The organism is Bacillus sp. FSL W7-1582 (genome assembly GCF_038593325.1).
Classification (GTDB): Bacteria; Bacillota; Bacilli; order Bacillales; family Bacillaceae; genus Bacillus; species Bacillus altitudinis.
In genome coordinates this window covers 2,260,996-2,279,713 of the sequence record NZ_CP151987.1, presented here as the reverse complement: position 1 = coordinate 2,279,713, position 18,718 = coordinate 2,260,996, and the positions used below count along the sequence as shown (strand labels likewise).

Here is an 18,718-nt window from a genome sequence, read left to right as displayed (position 1 = left end):
ATGCAATGTGATGAGGTGCCGCTAAATGCGGCCCTTTTTTGCCTAATTTGTGAACTGATTAAACAGATCGTTGACGGTCTGTGCAGTTTGTTTAGACGTAATCGCTTCTACTTGCTTAAGCAGCCGGTTGCGCTCTGCATCATTAAAAATATTGACGTTTTTCCCATTCATGAGTTTGGCGACCTCAGCAGCCTGATTGGATGTTAAACTGACCCCGTACTGTTTCGCATACCTTAACAAATCATTTGCTGTGATCTGATTCAGACGCTGCAACACAATTTTTTGAATTAAAATCAATTCCATTCCTCCCCTCTGTATCAATGTATGGGCGAAAACGGAAAATGTGCAAAAAATTTTATTTTACTCTGTGAAATGATAAAATAGTAAAGTGAATAAAATGTTCATTGAAAACTAAACATGTGTAGAAGGGAGAACGTATGGCAAATAGTAAACAGCATAGAAAGGAATCAGTGCCTCATTTTATTTTGAGAATTTTTCTGATTCTAGTAGGAGCTGCATGTGCAGCAGTCAGCATTGAATTATTTTTAGTGCCAAACAATATTATTGATGGAGGCATCATCGGTATTTCGCTTATTTTGGATTATCTTTTTACGGATAACCCATTCATTAATTTCGCGACGATTGTTGTCATTTTAAATATTCCATTTATGATATCAGGATACAAACATATTGGGAAAACCTTCTTGATTTCCACTGTGATTGGGATTGTCAGCTTGGCCGTGATTGAATCTTCACTCCATCATGTAGAAGCATTTACGACGCAGCCGATTTTAGCTACTGTATTTGGGGGGCTGTTACTCGGGTTTGGCGTTGGGCTTGTGATACGGAATGGAGGCTCAATGGACGGAACGGAAATCTTAGGAATTCTTCTGACGAAAAAAATTCCTTTCTCCGTCGGTGAGTTTGTCATGATTGTCAATGTGTTCATTTTTATTTGGGCGGGCTTTGTCTTCGGACCGGAGCAAGCTATGTATTCTGTCATGACATATTATTTGGCAATGAAAACAATTGATGCTGTCATTCAAGGACTAGATGAAACAAAAGCTGTCATTATCGTTTCGGATTATTATGATGAAATTTCAGATGCGATCCTTCATCGTCTCGGCAGGGGAACGACCAAGCTTAGAGGAAAAGGCGGTTATACCGATGAAGAAAAAGATGTCATTTACGCCGTCGTGACAAGACTTGAAATTACGAAGCTGAAATCTATTGTGTTTGAAATTGATGGTCAAGCTTTTATTACGATTATGGATACGCATGAAACAAAAGGCGGTAAATTCAAAACAGCCATTCATTAGCTTTTATTTTACTTTTTTATCTTTCTTTTATATAATGAAATGTATGTATGGACAAAGAAAATGGCTTTTGCCATTTTCTTTTTGTTGTATAAATCGTAATCATTCTTTTTATATTGGATTAAAGGTGGAAAGATTTATGGCAAAGCCAATTATTGAAATGAAGGACATTTCGTATTCATATGGACAGCGAAATGTCATCGATCACATTCATTTAACAGTAGAGGAAGGAAACTTTCTAGCACTTGTTGGACCGAATGGATCTGGTAAAACAACCTTATTAAAATGCCTGCTTGGCTTGATTAAACCACAGCAGGGAGAATTGAAGCTCTTTGGCACACCTGCTCAAAAATTTAAAGACTGGGATCAAATTGGATTTGTTTCTCAAAAGGCGAATAGCTTTAATACAGGTTTTCCTGCTTCTGTATACGAGGTCGTGGCAAGTGGTTTAACGGCGAAGATTGGTTTATTCAAACGCATGAGTAAGCAGGATAAGCTTCAAGTAGATGAGGCCATACGTTCAGTTGGCATACAAGACTTAAAACACCAAAACATTGGTGAGCTTTCAGGCGGTCAGCAGCAGCGTACATTTATTGCCCGTGCACTCGTCAGTCAGCCGAAGCTGCTTATTTTAGATGAGCCGACTGTGGGTGTAGACCAAAGAACAGTAGAGGGCTTTTATCAGCTGCTAGAAACATTGAACAAAGAAAAAGGAATGTCTTTAATTCTCGTTACACATGATGTAGGAACCGTTTCTGACAAAGTCACGCATGTGGCTTGTTTAAATCAGACACTTCATTTTCATGGAGATGCGGAAACGTTTGATTCGATGGATGATCAGGCGCTTTCTCAGTTTTACGGGCATGACATTCAAGTGATTCATCACGATCATCACCATCATGGGGGACATGAATAATGCTATTTCCATTTTTTCATTATGAATTTTTACAAAATGCGTTTATCGCAGGTATGCTGATCGGCTTTATTGCGCCCTTACTTGGTGTATTTATTGTCGTGAGAAGGCTCTCTCTCATCGCAGATGCGCTTAGTCACGTATCACTTGCTGGGATAGCGGCAAGTTTATTCCTTGATAAAAAGTTTGGACTTTTGACAGGGGTTAGCCCGCTTTACTTAGGAATGGCTTTTTCTGTGGCTGGCTCGTTGTTTATTGAACGTCTGCGCTCTGTGTATAAACATTATCAGGAGCTGGCGATTCCCATTATTTTATCAGGTGGTATTGGGATCTCTGTTATTTTCATTTCACTTGCAAATGGTTTTAATACAGATTTGTTCAGCTATTTGTTTGGAAGTGTCAGTGCGGTTTCAAGGCTCGATCTTTGGATCATTGTTGGGATCTCACTTGTCGTTGTATTAGTGGTTGTGCTCTTGTATAAAGAATTGTTTTTGCTTTCTTTTGATGAAGAACATGCGAAGGCTTCTGGTATTTCAGCTAAGTGGATTCATTTTATTTTTATTTTAGTCGTTGCACTTGTCATCGCAGCATCGATGCGTATTGTTGGTACACTCCTAGTGTCCGCACTCATGACACTGCCTGTTGCGGCAAGTATTCGGATTGCCAAAGGGTTTAAACAGGCGATTTTCCTTTCCATCTTATTTGGGGAATTGTCTGTCATGGTCGGCTTGATTTTAAGTTATTATCTTGATTTAGCGCCGGGTGGAACCATTGTGATGCTGTCTATCTTGATTTTAATCGGGTGTATTAGTATTGGGAAATTCAGAAGGGGGAATCATCATGAACGTACAAGAAGCGCTTGATTTATTAAAGGAAAAAGGCTATAAATATACAAGCAAACGTGAAGATATGCTTCAATTGTTTTCTGATTCTGATAAATACTTGACCGCTAAAAATGTATTAACAGCATTAAGTGAAGATTACCCAGGGCTTAGTTTTGATACGATTTATCGAAACCTGTCTTTATATGAAGATCTTGGGATATTAGAGACAACGGAATTATCAGGGGAGAAACTGTTCCGTTTTAAATGTTCGTTTTCCCATCATCATCATCACTTTATTTGTTTGACATGCGGTAAAACAAAGGAAATCGACGCTTGCCCTATGGACAAGCTTGATGCTGATCTAGAGGATTATCACATTAGCGGACATAAATTTGAGATTTACGGAACGTGTCCTTCTTGCGAACCGAAGGAAGTTCATTCATGAAAGAAGCCAGCCGATGGGCTGGCTTTTTGTTTTGTCATGTTGAAAACGTTTTACAAAGGATAGCTGTTTCATTAAAATGAGAACAACAGATCATCTATAGAAGCAGATTTGAGTCTTTAGAAATAGGGGGAGGGGTCAAAAGTGGCGTATTATATCGTATTCGATGTAGGCGGGACAAAAACAAAGCACGGGGTCATGAATCGAAATGGTGAGCTGATCACGAGCGGCGACTACGAAACAAACTGCCGGCAGCTTAAGCGGTTTTTAGAGGACATGGAGAACGTGGTGAAAGAGTATCAAAGGACTTGGGATATCAAAGGGATTGCGATGAGTCTTCCGGGGTTTGTTGACAGTCAAACGGGTTATACGGAATTTGCAGGAGCGATTATTGCTTTAAATGGCCAAAATGTCAAAACACTTTTGGAAGAAAAAACATCACTTCGTGTAGAAGTAGAAAATGATGCGAACTGTGCAGCTCTGGCTGAAAAATTTAGTGGTCATGCGAAAGAGTGTGACAGCTTTATATGTATGACGCTTGGGACTGGTGTCGGCGGTGGTATTTTTGCTGGTGGCGAGCTTGTGCGCGGTGCCTCTTTTCGCGGCGGTGAATTTGGCATGATGCTGACAGAAACAGAAAACGGTCAGTTTACCACACTCAACAGCAGTGCTTCGACAGCTGGATTGATACGAAGCTACAAAGAGCAGCAAGGAATTCCACAAAGTCAGCAAATCGACGGTCAAGAAATCTTTGAAAAAGCCAAGCAAGATCCGGCCATTGAGAAGATGATCGATAAGTGGTACAAGCGAATCGCAATTGGCATTTACAATGTGGCAACAGTTCTCAATCCAGAGAAAATCCTCATTGGCGGGGGCGTGAGTGCAAGGCCCGATTTGATTCCAAACATTGAGAAACATTTACATACTTTGCATGCATGGAAAAACATACAGGTGACACTGGAAACGTGCTATTACTTCAATCAGGCAGGTATGATGGGTGCACTTTATCATTTTTTAATAAAAGAAGGACATCATCGTACAATCAAAAAGCCGATACATTAAACGTATCGGCTTTTGATCTGTTTTAGTAAGCAGTTTGCAGACGCTTTTCATACTGTTTGATCCATTGGGATGCTTCTTGCCAATTATTCACGCGAATGATCCGTTCATCAATTGGCATTTGATTATACGGTGAGTTAAACAGAATCACTGGAATGTCAGCTTCTTTTGCAATCATTGTGGCATTGCCATGATGATCTTCAAAAAACACATCGATCTTATGTTTTTGAACAGCTTCCACCTTATGATGTCCGCCAACAAGCTCGATATCGTCATAATGGACATGATTCTCCTCAAACCATTTGTAGGTGATGTCTGAGTGATGCTGCCTTCTGGCTGTGATATAAATCAATTGATGATGATGTTTCATTTGATTGAGGATTTCTTTTGCACCCTCGGCAGGCTTTGCCTGTTTATAAATAAGAGGCTCATACTCATTCATCCAGCCCCAAAATTCTTCATTTGAAATCTTTAAAAGCTTCGTCAAATCATATTCCGTCATATCATCTAGTGTGATGTCACATTGAAACGACTCATTTAAGTAGGGGACAAAGGTGTCCTGCGCCGTGACTGTGCCATCGATATCAATTCCTAAACGTAACATGCCCACACTCCTCATATTTATCCTCTTAAAGTGTAACATAATCAATTCACAATTCCAGCAAGTTTTAGCAAACATGAAACAGACATTTTTGCTCATACTAAAAAAGCTCCTTTCTATTAACCAAAAGGGGGAATTGATCATGGAAAGAGACGAAGATTTCAGAAGAAATGATCGTGAAATCGACACACACTTTAGTAATGATGATGGCTATTTAGAGGAAACAGCTGCTGAAATAGCAGAGCCATATCAAGCATCAAGAGATCGTGAAGACAGAAGAGAACGTGACCATGTAGGTGACGATTCAGGCAGTAAGGGGATAGGCTATACAGCACTCGCGATTGCGATTATCTCATTATTTGTCTTGCCGGTGCTATTAGGGGTAGCGGCAATCGTCGTTGGTTATGTTGCAAGAAGAAAAGGAGCACATGCGCTTGGCGCGTGGTCAATCGGGATCGGAATCGTTTCCGTCATCCTCGGCATCTTTATCACCCCGTTCTTTTAACAGGATAGGAACAGAAAAACGCCTGACAGTGATGTCAGGCGTTCTTTGTTATGCGTTCGCTTGTTTTGCTTTTTCAGCTTCCATTTTTGCATAATGTTCTTCAGCGATTTTATCGATTTCTTTTTTCAGTTCTTCGACCATTGTTTCTTCTGGCACTTTCCGAACGATTTCACCTTTGCGGAATAAAAGGCCTTCACCTCTAGCGCCAGCGATGCCAATATCAGCTTCACGCGCTTCACCCGGACCGTTTACAGCACATCCGAGAACAGCTACTTTAATTGGTGCTTTAATTTTAGAAATATATTCTTCGACTTCATTTGCAATGCTAATGAGGTCAATTTCAATTCGTCCACAAGTTGGACAAGAGATGAGTGTTGCTGCATTTGATGCAAGGCCAAATGATTTTAATAATTCACGTGCCACTTTGACCTCTTCGACCGGGTCAGCACTTAATGAAATACGGAGTGTGTTACCAATCCCCATATTCAAGATTGCGCCAAGACCAGCTGCACTTTTGACCGTACCTGCAAATAACGTACCTGATTCTGTAATCCCAAGATGAAGAGGGTAATCAAAGGCTTTTGCTGCTTTTTCGTATGCCTCAATCGCAAGGTTTACGTCAGATGCTTTCATACTGACAATGATGTCATGAAAGTCTAGGTCTTCTAAAATTTTAATGTGATGCAGTGCACTTTCAACCATACCATCTGCTGTTGGATAGCCGTATTTATCAAGAATCTTTTTCTCGAGTGAACCGGCGTTTACCCCAATACGAATTGGAATGCCTTTTTCTTTTGCCGCTTTCACAACAGCTTCGACTTTTTCTCGTCTTCCGATGTTTCCTGGGTTGATACGAATTTTGTCTGCACCTGCTTCAATCGCTTTCAGTGCAAGCTTGTAGTCAAAATGAATGTCGACAACAAGGGGAATGTTGATTTGTTTTTTAATGTCCGCAATCGCATTTGCTGCACGCTCATCTGGGCATGCGACACGCACGATTTGACAGCCAGCTTCTTCTAAACGTTTAATTTCAGCTACTGTCGCTTCGACATCATGTGTTTTGGTTGTCGCCATACTTTGAATGACGACTTCATTGTTTCCACCTATAGTTAAAGGTCCCACTTTGACGGGACGCGTTTTTGTACGATGTGTGACTTCACTCACTTGTCAATCGCTCCTTAGTGTACATGCAATTCGTTTGCAGTGTACGACGTGTTTTACATCTCATATTGTAACAGTCTCTTTATATGAATGACAAGGAATTAACGTTTTATCTCTTATAGACCGGAAACTTGTATGTGCTGCCTGCCCGAATTTCGTTCGCTTTGACGCCTTGATTCAGTGCTTCAAAGTCTTCGATCACTTCATCTAATGGCTTACTTGTATGTACGATAGAGACGACGGTTTGACCTTGTTTAACAGTGACAGTTTTATATGCCTGTTTTTCAGCTGTTTGAAAGGCGCTGGCGGGAACAGCAGGTCCTTCCTGAACGGGGATCGTTCCATTTTTCAAATCAAAAAAGATAATAAAGAGGACAAACAAACTGACTAGTAAAAAAATAATTCGCCGCATTTTACTCACCGCTTTTAAGAGTTTACTTCAGTGTATGTTTGTCCCTGAGTTGATAGAACAAAAAGAGTGAAAAAGCTAGGAAGGGTGGTTCTAGTGAGTTCTATTATGACTTGTAATCGGAAAAATCTTTGATAAGCCTAAGCCCTTTCTTTATTATGATAAAATAAAAAAAGGGGGAGAGTATATGAAGAAAATCAGTCAGAATATATATGTAAGAACACTAACAGAAAGTGATGCAGAAGCTCTATTAACACTTGAACGAGAGAATCGCACTTATTTTCAGCAATTTACACCTTTGGTTCAGGATGATTTTTTTACTGTACCTCGTCAAAAGGAACGGATTAACCGCAGTATGCAAAGGCGTGCAAAAGATGAAGCCTATATGCACGGTATTTTCTTAAATGAAACAGATGCATTAATTGGAACGATCTCACTCCATTCTGTTGAAAGAGGACCGATTCAAGGGGCTTTGCTTGGATATGTGCTTGATGAAAGGCAAGGCGGGAAGGGGTATATGACAGAGGCGATTCGTTTGATTATCGATTATGCCTTTTATGAATTGTACCTTCACCGTATTGAGGCTGGCGTAAAACCATCTAACATTGGTTCCATTCGTGTGCTTGAGAAGACAGGGTTTGAAAATGAGGGACTTCATCGTAAAAAAGTAAAGATCAATGATAAGTGGGAGGATCACTATATGTTTGCGATCATCCATCCAGATGAGTCATAGGGTCAAGACAAATAAAAAAAGCTCCCTAAAATGAGGGAACTTACAGCGTGTAGGCAAACCATCGCATTCTTTGTCAGTCCTGCGCGCTGGTACTCACGAATGACAAATTCGCTCCGTCAAAGTAGCTGTCCTTCCTAGAATGCAAAGGTTTTCTATCACGCTGAAAAGAAGACAAAGGGCTAAAATCAACAACATTTTAGCCCTTTGTCAACAATCTGAAAGCTCCCCAAAATGAGGGAGCTTATTTTTTTGCAGGTATTTCTTTAATGACAAGATATAAGAAAATAAAGTTAATCACCCAATTTAATAAAAATGAGTTCGCAACCGGCGTGTTTAATGCACTCATGATGGCGAAAAAGACGGTTGTTAATGTGAGTGAATAGGCAGAGAGCTTCCAAAGCATTTGAAAGGACAGCTCTTTTTGCTGCATTCGTTTAATAAATGTGCCAAGCATGGCTAGGAATGTTGCGCTGATGAACATGAGAGCAGCAGTAGATAGGTACAGCAGGACACAAATGACAGGGATAATGATCGCTTGATTCTGGTTTGTGACGCTGGCAAGTTCATCTTTTGTGAGTGTTCCGCCAAGCAGCTGGTATGGAATATCTGTCATTTGTCCATCAATGGCAATCACTGCTTTTTCTTTCAATAACGCAATGGCTGTTTGTTTTGACTCAAGCTCACTTGATTTTATTTTTTCAGCGGGATCAAAGATAATCGTGATGCCGTTTTCTTCTTTTTCTATCGGCGTGCTTTGGACCGCTTGAAGCGTTCCTTTTTCAATGGAAAAGTCGGGTAAATCTTTTTTAATCACATGCTGAAATCCTGACATCGCATTTGAAATCTCTTGGCTCATATGATAGCCCTGGGGGACAGCTGCGATGATCGAAAGGATAAAGATGAATAAAATGGCCTTTCCAATCCCAGTAAAACGTGCTCTGGCAATATCTTTTGGTGAATAAATTCCTTTTAACAATAAACTAAATACGTTCAACCGATTCACTTCCTACATTCTTTTCTATTTCTCACATTGTATCAATGTCTATCCATCCAGTACAAGTACGGCCTTCATTGCTGGTTAAGATAGAAGGAATGAGGCATAATGTATACAGCATATAAAAAGGAGGCGGCTGCGGATTGGACGTGCTATATTGGGTTTTGATCGGCTGTGCATTTATCATTGCGTTTGTGGGACTTGTCTATCCAATCATTCCTAGTGTGGTTTTCATGGTTCTTGGGTTTATTTTATATGGGCTCTTTTTTAGCTTTGAGAAATTGACGCTCACCTTTTGGCTCATTCAAGCCATGTTTACAGCTGTGTTATTTGCCGCGGATTATGTCTCCAATCTGATTGGGGTGAAACGCTTTGGCGGCAGCCGGGCGGCCATTTGGGGAAGTACCATTGGGCTTTTAGCCGGTCCTTTTGTGATTCCGATTGCTGGAATTATCATTGGTCCATTTATCGGCAGTGTCATCGCAGAGCTGCTCGTTCATCAAAAAGATCTGAAGACAAGTGTGAAAGTGGGGCTTGGCTCATTAATTGGTTTTGTGTCAGGCGTATTTGTAAAAGGGTTGATTCAAGCACTGATGCTGGGAATCTTTTTGTTTTATGTGCTTCGCTAAATGGAAAATCGGTGTTTAACACTCTTTCTGAAGGGTTAAATACAAAATAAACACTGAAATGTTTCAGATCATGAGCAATAACGTTGAAACAAGCCGTTTCTTTTGATACTCTTTGATTAGGGTGAATTGCTTGCTTACTAAGGAAGCATTTCAGTACATACATTTCTAAGGAGGAATTTAACCATGGCTTTTAAACTTCCAGAATTACCATATGCTTACGATGCATTAGAACCACATATCGACAAGGAAACAATGACGATTCACCACACAAAACACCACAACACTTATGTAACAAACTTAAACAAAGCAATCGAAGGTGTATCAGCTCTTGAAGATCAATCAATTGAAGAGCTAGTGGCTAACTTGAACTCTGTGCCTGAAAACATTCGTACAGCTGTACGTAACAATGGCGGAGGACATGCGAACCACTCATTATTCTGGACGCTTCTTTCACCAAACGGTGGCGGCGCACCAACTGGTGAACTTGCAGATGCGATCGAAAAAGAATTAGGCGGATTTGAAAAATTCAAATCTGATTTCGCTGCAGCAGCTGCAGGACGCTTTGGTTCTGGTTGGGCATGGCTTGTTGTGAACAATGGCAAACTTGAAATTACAAGCACACCAAACCAAGATTCTCCTTTAACTGAAGGAAAAACACCAATTCTAGGACTAGACGTTTGGGAGCATGCTTACTACCTAAACTACCAAAACCGTCGTCCTGATTACATTTCAGCATTCTGGAATGTTGTGAACTGGGATGAAGTGGCTCGCCTTTACAGCGAAGCTAAATAAATGATTTGATTTGAAAAGACCTGCTTCTCTCTGAGAGCGGGTCTTTTTATATTTTCCCTCCTTTTTTTACATATCTGCCTTTTGATGAGACAGACTATTGTGTAGAAAAGGAGAATGAATGATATGAGCAGATTAAAGAAAATGTTCGGGGACATGGATGTCACAAGAGATTTATTGCTCCTCCTCACGATTGGCGGATTATACGCACTTGCGATTGCGCTTTCGAATACGTTTGTGAACGTGTATTTATGGAAACAGTCTGGGCGATTTACAGACCTTGCGATTTATAACTTGGCAATTGTTGTCCTTCAGCCCATTACCTTTTTATTTGCTGGACGGCTCGCTAAAAAAATAGATCGTGCATTTGTCCTTCGTTTCGGTGTCATCTTCTTAGCCGCTTTTTACTTAATTGTTCTCATGGCAGGAGAGCAAGCGGCAGCTCGGCTCGTGTTATTAGGCAGTGTGCTTGGAATCGGCTATGGTTTTTACTGGCTTGCCTTTAACGTGCTCACTTTTGAGATCACTGAACCTGAAACAAGGGATTTCTTTAATGGATTTTTAGGAGTGCTTACCTCTACAGCTGGTATGATCGGGCCGCTCATTGCAGGAATTGTGATTTCTCAATTAACGGATGATACAGGCTATACAGTGATTTTCACTTTATCGCTTTTTTTGTTTTCACTAGCGGTTGTGATGAGTTTTTTCCTCAAGAGGAGACAATCAAAAGGAAAATTTATCATTAAGCAAATTTGGAAAGAGCGCCATGCGGACGAGAATTGGCGTAAGATCACAACTGCTCACTTTTTTCAGGGGCTCCGTGAAGGCGTGTTTGTCTTTTTAATCAGTGTCTTTGTGTTTATTGCAACAAACAGTGAGCTTGCTTTAGGCACATTTGGTCTAGTCAATTCAGGTGTTGCCTTTTTTGCCTATTTTTTTGCTACTCGTTTGATTAAGAAAAAATGGCGCAAAAAAGCGATTATGTTTGGCGGGCTTATTTTATACGGCGCTTTATTTTTAATCGTCTTTCACTTGTCCTATGTATCACTGCTTATGTACGCTGTAGCCATTGCGATCGGCTACCCGCTTCTGCTAGTTCCGTATGTCTCTTTAACTTACGATGTCATCGGTCATGCCAGATATGCAAGAAAAGCCCGAATTGAATATATTGTCGTCAGAGAACTATTTTTAAATGCCGGGCGTATTTGTTCGATTGTCTTTTTTCTTTTATCTGTCACCTTACTGGGCGATCGGCTTGGGATTCCTGCTTCACTAGTCGTACTCGGAGCGGGGCACACCCTTATTTATTATTTTGTAAAGGACATTCATTTAAAAGAGAAAACAGCTGATATAGAAGAGGCTGACGGTCAAAAGCCTGTTTCTCAAACGAACCTTATGAAGGGAGAAAGGTAAAATTTCTTACCAATGGAACATCAAATTTCTAGATAAATGATAGAAAAACCGCTAAAATGATGATGGCACCTTTTATACACAAAAAGGGGTGCCATTTCTTTCTTGATAGAAAAGGTGATGTGATGAGAAACAAGAAAAACAAAAAAGACGCGAAGGAAGGGCGCAAAACACTTCCGATCCGGCTGAATTTATTATTTTTAGCTGCGTTCATTATTTTTACCGGTGTTGTGGTCAGACTCGGTTTTGTGCAGATTGTGAATGGAGAAGATTATAAAAAGCAGGCAGAAAAACAAGAAGACGTGAATGTCAGCTCATCTGCTCCGCGCGGAAAAATTTATGATCGAAACTATAACACGATTGTCAGCAATAAAGCGCTAAATGCCATTACATATACGAGAACCTCGACGACTTCACAAGAAGAGCGGCTCAAAGTGGCAACAAAATTAGCGGATATGATTCACGTAAGTACGAAGAAAATCACAGATCGTGATAAAAAAGATTTCTGGATCTTAACCCATCCGAATGAAGCGAAAAAGCTTGTTCAAAAGGAATCCGATTTAAAGGGTGACGATAAGGTCTCTGATGATAAACTATACGAGCTCCAGCTGAAACGCATCACAGACAAGGAATTAAATCAACTGACGAAAAAAGATTTGCAAGTGCTTGCGATTAAAAGACAAATGGATGCAGGCTATGCACTTACGCCTCAATTCATAAAAAATGAAGACGTTAAACCAAGTGAAATTGCTTACGTCTCTGAGCATTTGGACGAGTTGCCAGGTGTAGATGTCACAACAGACTGGTCACGCAGCTATCCTTATAAAGGACTGCTCCGCAGTATGCTCGGCAGTGTGTCTTCAAGTGATGAAGGTCTTCCGTCGTCACTGCTTGAACATTATCTATCACTCGGCTACAGCCGAAATGATCGTGTAGGAAAAAGTTATCTTGAATATCAATATGAAGATGTCCTGCAAGGTCAAAAAGAAAAAGAACAAAGTACAACGGATAAAGAAGGCAATGTCACAAGCTCTAAAGTGTTAACAGAAGGAAAGAGCGGGAAAGACCTTGTGCTGACGATTGATATTCAGCTGCAAAAAGCGGTGGAAAAAATTATCGAAAAGAACTTGAAAAGTGCGAAACAAAGAGGCGGCACAGAACTTCTTGATCGTGCGTTTGTTGTCATGATGGACCCGAGAAATGGGGAAGTGCTCTCGATTGCGGGTAAACAGATTTCCAATAAGAATGGGACATACAAATTTGATGACTATGCACTAGGAACGATGACATCATCATATGCGATGGGATCAGCAGTAAAAGGGGCAACTGTGCTGACAGGTTATAAAACAGGCGTCCTTCATATTGGAAGCACCCAATACGATGAACCGCTCTATATCGCTCAGTCACCGCCGAAAAAATCCTATCAAAATATGGGACTCATTAATGATTTAACCGCACTAGAACGTTCATCAAACGTGTATATGTTTAAAACAGCGATTGCAATTGGGAAAGGGGAATATCGTAAGAATCAGCCGCTCCCAATTGATACAAAGGCGTTTGATACGTTCCGTTACAATTTTAGTAAATTTGGTCTTGGAGTGGAGACAGGTATTGACCTGCCAAACGAAGCAACTGGCTATCGTGGAACGTCTACACAATCCGGTCTTTTACTTGACTATGCGATTGGACAATATGACACGTTTACACCGCTACAAATGGCGCAATACGTCTCAACGATTGCCAATGGCGGCTATCGTTTACGTCCTCAGCTCGTAAAAGAAGTGAGAGAGCCAGATCCGCAAAGAGGCATTGGGGCTGTAACGGAGTCCGTCAAGCCGGATGTACTGAATAAGCTCGATATGACAAGTGATGAGATCAAACGCGTACAGCAAGGATTCAAGCTTGTGATGCAGAACCCAAGAGGGACAGCATATTCGAACTTTGGCAACAAAAAATACAATCCAGCTGGCAAAACAGGGACCGCTCAATCATTCTATGACGGCCCGATTAAAAGCAAACGCGGCACACCGACGTATAACACAACACTTGTTGCGTATGCGCCTGCTGATAATCCAGAAGTAGCGATTTCAGTTGTCGTGCCTTGGGTGTATCAAGATTACAACCAGCGCTATCCGATTACAAATGATATTGGTGAACAAGTATTAGACAAGTACTTTGAACTGAAATCGAAACAGGAAAGCAATGATACACAAGCGAAGAACAAAAACAAAATTGAAAATGAAGCAGAAACAAATAACTAGACCTATTCTAGGTAAAAACGCTCACTTTTTGTGGGCGTTTTTTTATATTTTCTTCAAACTTTTCGATATAAATTGACAAAAATCATAAAAAACCCCGCAATTTCTCTACAAATCTTCGACATTTACAAAACCTTAACATTCCATTTAAACGAAATTAATAAAGAACCTTTAATGTATTACTCGTAGGACAAATTATTCAGGGGGTATTCTTGAAATGAAAAAGAACAAATTATGGCTGCTTACTTTCCTTACTATCGCATTGTTAGCATTCGTCACAGCATGCGGAAACAGCAGCTCAAGCGGAGATTCAAAAGACAGTAAAGGAAATGCTTCAAACAAAGATGAGGCATCAGGTTCCATTACCATCTCAGGATCATCTGCGATGCAGCCTTTAGTTCTTGCGGCAGCAGAAAAATTCATGGATAAACATCCAAAAGCCGATATTCAAGTACAAGCCGGCGGTTCAGGAACAGGACTTTCTCAAGTATCAGAAGGATCTGTACAAATTGGGAACTCAGATGTATTCGCAGAAGAGAAAGACGGAATCGACGCAAAAGCTTTAAAAGACCACAAAGTAGCAGTTGTTGGAATGGCGGCAGCTGTTAACCCTGAAGTTGGTGTCAAAGACATCACAAAGGACGAATTGAAAAAAATCTTCACTGGTAAAATCAAAAACTGGAAAGAGCTTGGCGGGAAAGACCAAAAAATCACACTTGTGAACAGACCTGACTCATCAGGAACTCGTGCAACATTTGTGAAATATGCACTTGACGGCGCGACTCCTGCAGAAGGAATCACAGAGGATTCTTCAAACACAGTGAAAAAGTTGATTGCAGAAACACCAGGTGCGATTGGGTACCTAGCATTCTCTTATTTAACAGATGACAAAATTACACCGCTTAGCATTGATGGTGTGAAACCAGAAGAAAGCAATGTAGAAAGCGGTAAATATACAATTTGGGCATATGAGCACTCTTATACAAAAGGTGAGCCAGACGGTTTAGCAAAACAATTTTTAGATTACTTGATGAGTGACGAAGTACAAAAAGAAATCGTTAAAGACCAAGGCTACATCTCAGTCTCTAATATGAAAGTAGAAAGAGACGCAACAGGCAAACAAACAGATAAGTAAAAGGTCTTGAATTGATGATGAAGGAAAAGTGGAGCTTTTCACTTTTCCTTTTATGACATTCATAGGAGTGTAGAAAAAGATGAAACAGATAGAACATACAGAAGCGAGCGATCGACTGATCAGCTCGAAAAAAAATAGGCAAATGGATGAAGTAAGAGGAAGTATTTTGGTGAAATTTTGCGCATTCTTAATGATTGCTGTATCAATTGCCATCACAATCTTCCTTGGTATTAAGGGTTTACAATCTTTCATCGTAAATGGTGTAAGCCCAATTGAGTTCTTAACCAGTATCAATTGGAACCCTACAGCAGAAAATCCGCAATACGGCGCATTTCCGTTTATCTTTGGTTCAATCGCTGTCACGCTTCTATCAGCACTCATAGCAGCACCGCTAGGCATCGCAGGAGCGATCTTTATGACAGAAATTGCACCTGCATGGGGACGGAAAATTCTCCAGCCAGTGATTGAACTGCTTGTAGGGATTCCATCCGTTGTTTACGGATTCATAGGTCTTACAGTATTGGTGCCGTTTATTGGACACTTCAAGTTAAGCGGTTCAGGGCACAGTGTTTTAGCAGGAACGATTGTCCTGTCTATTATGATTCTGCCGACTGTTACATCCATTGCAACTGATGCAATGGCTTCACTTCCAAAAAGTTTACGTGAGGGATCGTATGCATTAGGCGCAACAAGATGGCAAACGATCAGACGTGTTCTTGTACCGGCAGCGCTTCCGACATTAATGACAGCGGTCGTGCTTGGAATGGCAAGAGCATTTGGAGAAGCCCTTGCCGTTCAGATGGTCATTGGAAACACGCGTAATCTACCAGAAAGTATTATGGACACAGCTGGTACATTAACTACCATTATTACTTTAAACATGGGACATACAACGTATGGAAGTGTTGAAAACAATACACTTTGGTCAATGGGACTTGTCCTTCTAGTTGTATCATTTATGTTCATACTCATTATCAGATACTTGTCATCTAGGAGGAAGATTTAATGAATAGCAAAATGACCGATCGTTTTGCCACAATCGTTTTTGGATTATGTGCCGTCATTATTACGGCGATACTTGTTGGCTTGTTTTCTTATATCATCTTCAACGGTGCCAAAGAATTAAATTTTGACTTTTTGACTACCCGCTCAAGTGCGATTGGCTCTGGCGGCGGTATCAGGGATCAGCTGTTTAACTCGTTTTACATTCTATTTATTACGATGCTGTTTACTGTGCCTCTTGGCGTGGGCGGTGGGGTGTACATGGCAGAATATGCACCTCAAAACAAAGTGACTGATTTTATTCGTACATGTATTGAAGTGTTATCGTCTCTGCCATCGATCGTCATCGGTATGTTTGGTTTGCTGATGTTTGTTAATTTAACAGGATGGGGCTATACGATCATCGGAGGAGCCCTTGCGCTGACTGTCTTTAATCTGCCAGTGATGGTCAGGGTGACAGAAGATGCACTTCGATCTGTACCGAAGGATCAAAAGGAAGCATCGCTTGCGCTCGGTGTGACAAAGTGGCATACAGTGAAGACGGTTCTGATCCCAGGTGCGATTCCATCCATTATTACAGGAGCGATTTTAGCATCGGGAAGAGTTTTCGGTGAGGCGGCTGCTCTTCTTTTCACAGCAGGTCTTTCAACACCGCGTCTTGATTTTACAAACTGGAGTCCTTTCTCCGATACGTCACCACTGAATATTTTTAGACCGGCAGAAACATTAGCCGTTCATATATGGAACGTCAATACACAGGGGATTATTCCAGATGCAGAGGCCATTGCAAATGGTGCATCAGCCGTACTTGTGCTCTCTGTATTAGTATTCAACTTAGCAGCTAGATGGCTTGGTTCATTTATTCATAAGAAGCTTACGTCAAAATAAATAGTGAGAGGTGTGAAGGGGATATGGTTCAAATGCTAGCAGAAAAAAAAGAGATTGCAGCAAAAAAGGCTCCACTTCAAGCGGAACAGATTCTACAGGTGCAGGATTTAAGTATTTATTATGGTGAAAAAAGAGCGGTCAATCAAATTTCATTTGAAATTGAAAAAAATGCAATCACTGCATTAATCGGCCCATCAGGGTGCGGAAAATCGACTTTTTTACGCAGTATTAACCGCATGAACGACCTAATTCCAGGTGCACGAAGTGAAGGGGCGATCATGTACGAAGGGTTAAATATTTTGGATGATCGTATTAATGTGGTGAATTTAAGAAGAGAAATCGGGATGGTCTTCCAAAAGCCAAATCCATTTCCTAAATCCATCTACAACAACATTACGCATGCGCTAAAATATGCGGGTGAAAAAAGGAAATCAGTGCTTGATGATGCGGTAGAAGAAAGCTTAACAAAGGCAGCACTATGGGATGAGGTCAAGGATCGCTTGCACCGATCTGCCTTATCATTATCAGGCGGCCAGCAGCAGCGCCTCTGTATTGCACGTACCCTTGCGATGAAACCTAGCGTGCTTTTATTAGATGAACCGGCTTCTGCCTTAGACCCGATCTCAAATGCAAAAATTGAAGAGCTATTATCGGAATTAAAACATGATTATTCGATTGTCATTGTCACACACAATATGCAGCAAGCGTTACGTGTATCTGATCATACAGCCTTTTTCCTGAATGGTGATCTAGTGGAATACGATGCGACTGAACGTATCTTTACACGTCCTGCGCAGCAAAAAACAGAAGACTATATTAATGGTCGATTCGGATAAGGCGGGTGGATTTTGATGAATGCAGTAGCAACTGAAACAGCCAAAAAAGAAGTGTTTCGTGTGAATGATATGAACCTTTGGTACGGACAGCATCACGCACTGAAGCATATTGATTTAGACATTAAAGAGCATGAGGTCACAGCGATTATCGGTCCGTCCGGCTGCGGAAAGTCAACTTTTATAAAGACCTTAAATCTCATGGTCAAAACAGTGCCAGGTGTGAAAATCACCGGGGATATGATGTATAACGGTGACAATATTTTAAAAGGTCGTGTCGATCTAGTGGAACTGCGTAAAAACGTCGGGATGGTCTTTCAAAAAGGAAACCCATTCCCTCAATCTATCTTTGATAATGTCGTCTACGGGCCAAGAATTCACGGGGTGAAGAGCAAGCAGCAATTGAAAGAAATCGCTGAAAAAGCGCTTCGTGATGTTGCCCTTTGGGATGAAGTGAAAGATCGATTAAGTGCGCCTGCATTAGGTCTTTCCGGCGGTCAGCAGCAGCGTCTTTGTATCGCAAGAGCCATTGCCACAAGCCCGGATATTCTATTAATGGATGAACCAACATCTGCGCTTGATCCTGTTTCAACATTAAAGATTGAAGAATTAATCATGAAATTGAAAGAGAAATATACGATTGCCATTGTGACGCATAATATGCAGCAAGCGGCAAGGGTATCAGACCGAACAGCGTTCTTCTTGATGGGCGAGCTTGTTGAGGTCAATGATACGAATGTGATGTTCTCAGAGCCAAATGATCAAAGAACAAATGATTATATATCAGGACGATTTGGATAATCAAAAACCCCCTGGA

Annotated in this window: 21 protein-coding genes; 16 read left to right on the top strand and 5 right to left on the bottom strand. The window is 40.9% G+C overall.

What is annotated here, in order from left to right:
• Window positions 1-42 precede the first annotated feature (42 nt).
• Window positions 43-297, bottom strand: coding sequence for a DUF2624 domain-containing protein (locus tag NSQ11_RS11750; protein ID WP_008342377.1), 255 nt, complete (start codon window positions 295-297; stop codon window positions 43-45).
• A gap of 140 nt (window positions 298-437) precedes the next feature.
• On the opposite strand from NSQ11_RS11750, the gene NSQ11_RS11745 reads away from it, so the two are divergent.
• From NSQ11_RS11745 to NSQ11_RS11725, 5 genes are all read left to right on the top strand, one after another.
• The gene (locus NSQ11_RS11745) at window positions 438-1,319 is read left to right on the top strand and encodes a YitT family protein (protein ID WP_008342375.1); all 882 of its coding nucleotides are present in this window, start codon (window positions 438-440) and stop codon (window positions 1,317-1,319) included.
• Between the two features lie 136 nt (window positions 1,320-1,455).
• Window positions 1,456-2,232, top strand: a complete 777-nt coding sequence (locus tag NSQ11_RS11740; RefSeq protein ID WP_008342368.1) for an ABC transporter ATP-binding protein — start codon at window positions 1,456-1,458, stop codon at window positions 2,230-2,232.
• Entirely contained in the window at window positions 2,232-3,092 is an 861-nt protein-coding gene (locus tag NSQ11_RS11735; protein ID WP_007501274.1) for a metal ABC transporter permease, read from the top strand. The genes NSQ11_RS11740 and NSQ11_RS11735 overlap by 1 nt, the downstream gene beginning before the upstream one ends.
• The gene (locus NSQ11_RS11730) at window positions 3,070-3,498 is read left to right on the top strand and encodes a Fur family transcriptional regulator (protein ID WP_003217433.1); all 429 of its coding nucleotides are present in this window, start codon (window positions 3,070-3,072) and stop codon (window positions 3,496-3,498) included. Before NSQ11_RS11735 ends, NSQ11_RS11730 begins: the two co-directional genes overlap by 23 nt.
• A gap of 141 nt (window positions 3,499-3,639) precedes the next feature.
• Window positions 3,640-4,557, top strand: coding sequence for an ROK family protein (locus NSQ11_RS11725; RefSeq protein WP_008342363.1), 918 nt, complete (start codon window positions 3,640-3,642; stop codon window positions 4,555-4,557).
• A 22-nt stretch (window positions 4,558-4,579) separates the two neighbouring features.
• Here NSQ11_RS11725 and NSQ11_RS11720 read toward each other — a convergent pair whose 3' ends face one another.
• The gene (locus NSQ11_RS11720) at window positions 4,580-5,158 is read right to left on the bottom strand and encodes a nucleotidase (protein WP_008342361.1); all 579 of its coding nucleotides are present in this window, start codon (window positions 5,156-5,158) and stop codon (window positions 4,580-4,582) included.
• Between the two features lie 139 nt (window positions 5,159-5,297).
• Here NSQ11_RS11720 and NSQ11_RS11715 point away from each other — a divergent pair, with 139 nt between their 5' ends.
• Window positions 5,298-5,660, top strand: coding sequence for a DUF308 domain-containing protein (locus NSQ11_RS11715; protein ID WP_052320617.1), 363 nt, complete (start codon window positions 5,298-5,300; stop codon window positions 5,658-5,660).
• Window positions 5,661-5,708: 48 nt separating this feature from the next.
• Here NSQ11_RS11715 and ispG read toward each other — a convergent pair whose 3' ends face one another.
• Both ispG and NSQ11_RS11705 read right to left on the bottom strand, forming a co-directional pair.
• Entirely contained in the window at window positions 5,709-6,824 is a 1,116-nt protein-coding gene (gene ispG / locus NSQ11_RS11710) for a flavodoxin-dependent (E)-4-hydroxy-3-methylbut-2-enyl-diphosphate synthase (RefSeq protein WP_008342357.1), read from the bottom strand.
• Between the two features lie 106 nt (window positions 6,825-6,930).
• Window positions 6,931-7,233, bottom strand: coding sequence for a hypothetical protein (locus tag NSQ11_RS11705; protein WP_007501268.1), 303 nt, complete (start codon window positions 7,231-7,233; stop codon window positions 6,931-6,933).
• A 184-nt stretch (window positions 7,234-7,417) separates the two neighbouring features.
• Between NSQ11_RS11705 and NSQ11_RS11700 the strand changes: the two genes are divergently transcribed.
• Window positions 7,418-7,963, top strand: coding sequence for a GNAT family protein (locus tag NSQ11_RS11700; RefSeq protein WP_017367613.1), 546 nt, complete (start codon window positions 7,418-7,420; stop codon window positions 7,961-7,963).
• 241 nt (window positions 7,964-8,204) lie between these two features.
• Here the strand turns inward: NSQ11_RS11700 and NSQ11_RS11695 are convergent, their stop codons facing one another.
• The gene (locus NSQ11_RS11695) at window positions 8,205-8,957 is read right to left on the bottom strand and encodes a DUF1189 domain-containing protein (protein WP_017367612.1); all 753 of its coding nucleotides are present in this window, start codon (window positions 8,955-8,957) and stop codon (window positions 8,205-8,207) included.
• Between the two features lie 143 nt (window positions 8,958-9,100).
• Between NSQ11_RS11695 and NSQ11_RS11690 the strand changes: the two genes are divergently transcribed.
• From NSQ11_RS11690 to pstB (NSQ11_RS11650), 9 genes are all read left to right on the top strand, one after another.
• Window positions 9,101-9,586, top strand: a complete 486-nt coding sequence (locus NSQ11_RS11690; RefSeq protein WP_048001748.1) for a DUF456 domain-containing protein — start codon at window positions 9,101-9,103, stop codon at window positions 9,584-9,586.
• A gap of 183 nt (window positions 9,587-9,769) precedes the next feature.
• Window positions 9,770-10,378: a superoxide dismutase SodA gene (gene sodA, locus NSQ11_RS11685; protein ID WP_007501264.1), complete on the top strand. Its 609-nt coding sequence runs from the start codon at window positions 9,770-9,772 to the stop codon at window positions 10,376-10,378.
• Window positions 10,379-10,501: 123 nt separating this feature from the next.
• Window positions 10,502-11,788 (top strand): MFS transporter, encoded by a 1,287-nt coding sequence (locus NSQ11_RS11680; RefSeq protein WP_008342348.1) that lies wholly within the window; start codon window positions 10,502-10,504, stop codon window positions 11,786-11,788.
• A gap of 122 nt (window positions 11,789-11,910) precedes the next feature.
• Window positions 11,911-14,046 carry a penicillin-binding protein 2 gene (locus NSQ11_RS11675; RefSeq protein ID WP_129548381.1) on the top strand — a complete coding sequence of 712 codons (2,136 nt, stop codon included), beginning with the start codon at window positions 11,911-11,913 and terminating at the stop codon, window positions 14,044-14,046.
• A 214-nt stretch (window positions 14,047-14,260) separates the two neighbouring features.
• Complete coding sequence (locus NSQ11_RS11670) at window positions 14,261-15,178, top strand: phosphate ABC transporter substrate-binding protein (RefSeq protein WP_007501261.1); 918 nt, start codon at window positions 14,261-14,263, stop codon at window positions 15,176-15,178.
• A gap of 79 nt (window positions 15,179-15,257) precedes the next feature.
• A complete protein-coding gene (pstC, locus tag NSQ11_RS11665) occupies window positions 15,258-16,184 on the top strand; it encodes a phosphate ABC transporter permease subunit PstC (protein ID WP_017367608.1) in 927 nt (308 codons plus the stop codon).
• Window positions 16,184-17,068, top strand: coding sequence for a phosphate ABC transporter permease PstA (pstA, locus tag NSQ11_RS11660; RefSeq protein WP_035390827.1), 885 nt, complete (start codon window positions 16,184-16,186; stop codon window positions 17,066-17,068). Before pstC ends, pstA begins: the two co-directional genes overlap by 1 nt.
• Before the next feature lie 32 nt (window positions 17,069-17,100).
• Window positions 17,101-17,904, top strand: coding sequence for a phosphate ABC transporter ATP-binding protein PstB (gene pstB / locus NSQ11_RS11655; RefSeq protein WP_008342339.1), 804 nt, complete (start codon window positions 17,101-17,103; stop codon window positions 17,902-17,904).
• Window positions 17,905-17,919: 15 nt separating this feature from the next.
• Window positions 17,920-18,702, top strand: a complete 783-nt coding sequence (gene pstB / locus NSQ11_RS11650; protein WP_017367606.1) for a phosphate ABC transporter ATP-binding protein PstB — start codon at window positions 17,920-17,922, stop codon at window positions 18,700-18,702.
• Window positions 18,703-18,718: the final 16 nt, after the last annotated feature.

What these genes read in the sequence shown, in the direction of transcription:
- NSQ11_RS11745 (WP_008342375.1), top strand. Translation starts at nt 438, where the DNA reads ATGGCAAATAGTAAACAGCATAGAAAGGAATCAGTGCCTCATTTTATT.
- NSQ11_RS11740 (WP_008342368.1), top strand. Translation starts at nt 1,456, where the DNA reads ATGGCAAAGCCAATTATTGAAATGAAGGACATTTCGTATTCATATGGA.
- NSQ11_RS11735 (WP_007501274.1), top strand. Translation starts at nt 2,232, where the DNA reads ATGCTATTTCCATTTTTTCATTATGAATTTTTACAAAATGCGTTTATC.
- NSQ11_RS11730 (WP_003217433.1), top strand. Translation starts at nt 3,070, where the DNA reads ATGAACGTACAAGAAGCGCTTGATTTATTAAAGGAAAAAGGCTATAAA.
- NSQ11_RS11720 (WP_008342361.1), bottom strand. Translation starts at nt 5,158, where the DNA reads ATGTTACGTTTAGGAATTGATATCGATGGCACAGTCACGGCGCAGGAC.
- NSQ11_RS11715 (WP_052320617.1), top strand. Translation starts at nt 5,298, where the DNA reads ATGGAAAGAGACGAAGATTTCAGAAGAAATGATCGTGAAATCGACACA.
- NSQ11_RS11705 (WP_007501268.1), bottom strand. Translation starts at nt 7,233, where the DNA reads ATGCGGCGAATTATTTTTTTACTAGTCAGTTTGTTTGTCCTCTTTATT.
- NSQ11_RS11700 (WP_017367613.1), top strand. Translation starts at nt 7,418, where the DNA reads ATGAAGAAAATCAGTCAGAATATATATGTAAGAACACTAACAGAAAGT.
- sodA (WP_007501264.1), top strand. Translation starts at nt 9,770, where the DNA reads ATGGCTTTTAAACTTCCAGAATTACCATATGCTTACGATGCATTAGAA.
- NSQ11_RS11680 (WP_008342348.1), top strand. Translation starts at nt 10,502, where the DNA reads ATGAGCAGATTAAAGAAAATGTTCGGGGACATGGATGTCACAAGAGAT.
- NSQ11_RS11675 (WP_129548381.1), top strand. Translation starts at nt 11,911, where the DNA reads ATGAGAAACAAGAAAAACAAAAAAGACGCGAAGGAAGGGCGCAAAACA.
- NSQ11_RS11670 (WP_007501261.1), top strand. Translation starts at nt 14,261, where the DNA reads ATGAAAAAGAACAAATTATGGCTGCTTACTTTCCTTACTATCGCATTG.
- pstC (WP_017367608.1), top strand. Translation starts at nt 15,258, where the DNA reads ATGAAACAGATAGAACATACAGAAGCGAGCGATCGACTGATCAGCTCG.
- pstA (WP_035390827.1), top strand. Translation starts at nt 16,184, where the DNA reads ATGAATAGCAAAATGACCGATCGTTTTGCCACAATCGTTTTTGGATTA.
- pstB (WP_008342339.1), top strand. Translation starts at nt 17,101, where the DNA reads ATGCTAGCAGAAAAAAAAGAGATTGCAGCAAAAAAGGCTCCACTTCAA.
- pstB (WP_017367606.1), top strand. Translation starts at nt 17,920, where the DNA reads ATGAATGCAGTAGCAACTGAAACAGCCAAAAAAGAAGTGTTTCGTGTG.